Origin of the sequence: Rhodococcus sp. (in: high G+C Gram-positive bacteria) (assembly GCF_049286785.1) — a bacterium.
GTDB lineage: Bacteria > Actinomycetota > Actinomycetes > Mycobacteriales > Mycobacteriaceae > Rhodococcus_F.
The window spans coordinates 1-5,213 of record NZ_JBAQEO010000396.1 but is presented as its reverse complement, the minus strand read 5'-3'; the positions used below and the strand labels follow the sequence as shown (position 1 = coordinate 5,213).

The 5,213-nt window shown below is 67.0% G+C and carries 3 protein-coding genes; 2 read left to right on the top strand and 1 reads right to left on the bottom strand.

Translation table 11 applies throughout. The features are described 5' to 3' along the window. Positions 1–53 precede the first annotated feature (53 nt). The gene (locus tag WAW17_RS14920; protein ID WP_422333732.1) at positions 54–1,514 is read left to right on the top strand and encodes an aldehyde dehydrogenase; all 1,461 of its coding nucleotides are present in this window, start codon (positions 54–56) and stop codon (positions 1,512–1,514) included. A gap of 39 nt (positions 1,515–1,553) precedes the next feature. Then, positions 1,554–3,977: a CaiB/BaiF CoA transferase family protein gene (locus WAW17_RS14915; protein ID WP_422333731.1), complete on the top strand. Its 2,424-nt coding sequence runs from the start codon at positions 1,554–1,556 to the stop codon at positions 3,975–3,977. Between the two features lie 80 nt (positions 3,978–4,057). Here the strand turns inward: WAW17_RS14915 and WAW17_RS14910 are convergent, their stop codons facing one another. Further along, positions 4,058–5,212, bottom strand: coding sequence for an acyl-CoA dehydrogenase family protein (locus WAW17_RS14910; protein ID WP_422333730.1), 1,155 nt, complete (start codon positions 5,210–5,212; stop codon positions 4,058–4,060). Between the last annotated feature and the right edge of the window lies 1 nt (position 5,213).

Genomic DNA, 5,213 nt, shown 5'->3' with positions numbered 1-5,213 from the left:
GTGCTGTTCGGCCACGAAGACACCCTCTGACCGCCACCTCCGAAAGGCGCGATATGAACCACCGTGACACGAAAAGCACGGACAGGAACGAGCTGTTCATCGGTGGCCGGTGGGTGGCCCCGAAGTCCGGTGGCACCGTGGACGTCATCGAGGCGGCCACCGAAAAGGTGCTGGGACGTTCGGCCATGGCTTCGAAGGCTGACATCGATGCTGCGGTGGCGTCGGCACGCCTTGCTGCGGCCGGGCCGTGGCGCGCGCTGACCAACGCCGACCGTGCCGATCTGCTCGACAAGTTTGCGGCGGCACTGAAGTCTCGTGGGCGCGACACCGCCCGGCTGGTGAGCCGCGAGAACGGTATGCCGATCGCATTGTCGAACGGCGTCAACGGTTTCGGTGCCGCAGCGATGTTCTCGTACTACGCGGGTCTGATCCGCGGCGCATCCAACGAGGACGTGCGGCCCAGCGCCTTCGGTGGTCGCACCGTGGTGCGACGGGAACCGATCGGGGTGGTTGCGGCGATCACACCGTGGAACTATCCGCAGCCGCTCGCGGCCATGAAACTCGCTCCCGCCCTTGCTGCAGGGTGCACGGTGGTGCTCAAGCCCGCGCCCGAGACCGCGCTCGATGCGTTCGCCTTTGCCGACGCGGCACTCGATGCGGGTCTGCCGGCCGGGGTGATCAACATCGTTCCTGCCGGTCGAGAGGAGAGCGCGTACCTCGTCGGGCACCCGGGCGTCGACAAGGTCGCGTTCACCGGCTCCACTCCGGCCGGTCGTGCAATCGGCGAGGTGTGCGGGCGGCTGCTGCGGCCGGTCACCCTCGAACTCGGGGGGAAGTCCGCGGCGATCGTCACCGACCGTGCCGATCTCGACGTATTCACGAAGAACCTGCTCGAGGTGTCCTTGGTGAACAACGGCCAGACGTGCCACGCCAGCACTCGCATTCTCGCGCCGCGGTCGCGTTACGACGAGGTCGTCGAGGCGGTCACCGAGACGGTGCGGGCGCTGACCATCGGCGATCCGCTGGACAAAACCACCAACATCGGGCCGCTGGTCTCGGCGGCGCAGCGCGATCGGGTGCTGGGCTACATCGAGTCCGGGCGCGCCGACGGCTACCGCATCACCACCGGGGGTGGACGGCCCGCATCCCAGCCGATCGGCTGGTTCGTGGAGCCGACGGTGTTCGCCGACGTCCACAACTCCGCACGCATCGCGCAGGAGGAGATCTTCGGTCCGGTGCTCACCATCACCGCATATGACGACGAGGACGACGCGGTGGCGATCGCCAACGACTCCGAATACGGACTGGGCGGCACTGTGTGGACAACCGACGAGCAGCACGGACTGGGCCTTGCGGCGCGGATCCACAGCGGGACTGTCGGAGTCAACTACTACGCCCTCGACCTCGATGCACCGTTCGGCGGCGTCAAGTCGTCGGGGCTGGGCCGCGAGCTCGGCCCGGAGGGCCTGGCACCGTACTTCACCTCGAAGTCCGTGTACTTCGGAACTCGCTGATCACAGCGGATTTCGCGACGAGAACACACTTTGGAGCACATGATGGAACTACCACTGCACGGTGTCCGGGTACTGGACCTGACGGACGGGCTCGGGGACACCGCGGGCAGGTTCCTCGCAGACCTCGGTGCCGAGGTCGTGAAGGTCGAGCGACCCGCCGGATCGGCTTCGCGTTCGGCGCAGCCGGTGTGCAACGGGGTGAGCATCCCCTTCGCATTGCGCAACGCGAACAAGTTCGGGGTCACGCTCGATCTCGACGTGGACGGCGACCGGGAACGGCTCCGCGACCTCGCGCGGCGGTCGGACATTCTGCTGGAGTCGTTCGCGCCGGGCTTCCTCGCCGCGCGCGGTGTGGGTGCCACGGACTTGTGCCGGGTCAATCCCGCACTCGTCGCGGTGTCGATCACCGGCTTCGGTCAGGACGGTCCGTACCGGGACTGGGCTGCGACCGAGCCGGTTCTCTACGCGCTCAGTGGTGTGCTGTCGCGATCCGGTGAACCGGGCGAACAACCTCTGCTCCCGCCCAACGGTCTTGTCGATGAGTCGGTGGGTGTGCACACGGCGTGGTCGGCGCTGCTCGCCTACTTCGATCGCCTGCACACCGGACGTGGCCACATTGTCGACATCTCGGCGTTCGAGGTCATCGTGCACGGCTTCGATCCCGGATTCGGCGTGCAGGGTTCCGCCGCCGCCGGCCGGTCGGAGGACTTCCCGCGAGGCCGCCCCGACGCCGCCAACTTCTATCCGGTCTTGCGTTGCGCCGACGGGCAGGTGCGCATCTGCCTGCTCGCGAAACGCCAGTGGAGGTCGATGTTCGAATGGCTCGGCAAGCCGCAGGAGTTCGCGGACCCGAAGTACGACACCATCCCGGCGCGATTCGCGGCGTCCGACCGGCTCAACCCGCTCATCGATGCACTGTTCAGCAGCTACACGCGCGATCAGCTCGTCGTCGAGGGCGCCGCTCGGGGTATCCCGATCGGTGGACTCAACACCGTCGCGGAGGTGCTGACCACCGAGCACTTCGACGTGTCGGGCACATTCGTCGACACCGAGATCGCCCCGAGCGTTATTGCACGGGTCCCGTCCGGATACGCGAGGATCGACGGTGTGCGTGCCGGAATACGCTCCCGCGCACCGGAACTCGGCGAGCACAATAGCACGGTGTTCGCGTCGAACACCTCCGATGCTCGCGATCCGATTCCCGCGCCGCGGCACGCGACGGGCTCGCGGCCGTTCGAGGGGTTGCGGGTCCTTGACATGGGGGTCGTGGTGTTCGGTGCCGAACTCGGACGTCAGTTCGCGGACAACGGCGCCGACGTCATCAAGATCGAGAACCTGAACTTCCCGGACGGGCTGCGCCAATCGAAGCGGGCGTCGTCCCTCGCAGCGTCCGTGGCTTGGGGGCATCGGAACAGGCGCAGCCTCGGCCTGAACCTGCGCAGCCCCGAAGGCATCCGCATCTTCAAGCAACTTGCGGCCGACGCGGACGTCGTGCTCGCCAACTTCAAACCCGGCACTCTCGCCTCGATGCGCCTGTCGTACGACGAGCTCGCCGAAGTCAACCCGCGCATCATCGTGTCGGAGAGCAGCGCGTTCGGCAGCGTCGGACCGTGGAACACGCGCCTCGGCTACGGGCCGCTGGTGCGCGCCGCCTGTGGCGTCTCGGCGCTGTGGCGGTATTCGGATGCTTCCGACGGCCTGTGCGACGGCTCGACCGTCTACCCGGACCACATCGCCGCACAGGTCACCGCGACCACCATTCTCGCCACTTTGATCAACCGGCTTCGGACCGGGCGCGGCGCGGCGATCGAGGTAGCGCAGGCCGATACCGCGATCGTGCAGCTGGGTAATCAGCTCGTCGCCGAGTACCTCGAGCCGGGATCGATCGGCGCACCGGGCAATGCCGATCCGTACTCGGCGCCGTCCGGGGTCTACGCGTGCGCGGGCGACGACGAATGGTGCGTGGTGACGGTTCGCGACGACGCGGACTGGACGCGGCTGTGCGGTGTGATCGAGCAGCCTCACCTGGTCGACGACCCGCGCTTCGCCACCGCTGAGTCGCGCATCGAACACCGCGTGGAGGCGGACGAGGTGCTGGCCGGGTGGCTTGCGCGACGCACGCCGTCAGAGGCGATGGAGTCCTTGCAGGCGGCAGGTGTTCCGGCTGGGGCGATGGTCCGCCTGCCGGAGTTGCTTACCCACCCGCAGCTCGTCGCTCGCGAGGCCTACACCGAACTCGAACACGCGCTGCTTCCCGGTCCCCTGCCCACCGCGAAGCAGGTCGCGCACGTGGCGACGTTGCCGGACTGGCCGCTGCGGCAGGCGCCGCTCGCGGGGCAGCAGACCCGGGAGATCTGCGAAACCGTCCTCGGGATGAGTTCGGACGAGATCGACTCGCTCGTGCGCGAGGGTGTGTTGCAGGAGGTCGCGGATGCTCCGGCGGCGGTGTCTGCCGCGGTCTGAGCGCACGCGCGGGCTGCGCTCCGGCGGAAGACGAGAATGGGGACCCGATCGACATCGGGTCCCCATTTTTCGTTGTCCGGCTATGTGGCCTTCAGCAGATCGCGATGGATGATCTCTTTCATGATCTCGTTGGTGCCGCCGTAGATTCGCTGGATTCGGGCGTCGATGAACGCCTTCGCGACCGGGTACTCCATCATGTAGCCGTAGCCGCCGTGGAACTGGACACCGGCATCGATGACGCGGCCCTGAAGTTCGGTGGCCCACAGCTTCGCCTTCGACGCGTCGACGGTGGTGAGCGTGCCCTTGTTGTACTCGTGAACACACCGGTCGATGTAGGTTCGCGAAACCTCTACCGCGGTCTGCAGTTCCGCGAGGGTGAAGCCCAGCCCCTGGAATTCGGCGATGCGTTTGCCGAAGGCGGTGCGTTCCTTGACATAGTCGAGTGTCCAGCCCATGACGGCCTCCGCCGACATCTGGGCGGCGATGGCAATCCCCAGCCGTTCGAGCGGAAGGCTCTGCATCAGATAGCCGAAGCCCTTACCCAGCTCGCCGAGCAGGTTCTCCTTCGGGACACGCACGTCCGCGAAGAAGAGTTCGGCGGTGTCCTGGGCGTGCAGGCCGATCTTGTCGAGCTTGCGGCCGCGGGAGAACCCGGGCATTCCCTCTTCGACGACGAAGAGGCTGAAGGAACGCGAGCCGGCACCGGGGTCCGTCTTTGCGAAGACGATGACGAGGTCGGCGAGGATGCCGCTGGTGATGAACGTCTTGGATCCGTTGAGGATCCAGCCGTCTCCGTCGGCCACCGCGGTGGTGGTGATGCCCTGCAGGTCGCTGCCGGCGGCGGGTTCGCTCAGCGCGATCGCGCCGATCGTCTCGCCGGTGACGAAGCCGGGCAGCCACCGCTCCTTCTGCCCGTCGGTGGCATGACGGAGCAGGTAGTTGAGGACGATGTCGTCGTTGGTCGAGAATCCCGACTGCAGCGCCGACGCGCCCACCCGTGCGATCTCGGACTGGATCACGACGCGGAATCGGTAATCGAGTTCACCGGGCCCGCCGTATTCCTCGGGGACGCTCAGTCCGAGCAATCCCTGCTTGCCGGCGGAGAGCCAGGTGTCGCGGTCGATGAGCCGGTCACCGTCCCACTTCTCGAGGTTCGGGACGACGTGCTTGTCGACGAAGCCGCGGACCGAGTCGCGGAACAGTTCATGGTCCTGCTCGAAGAGATCGCTCTCCACG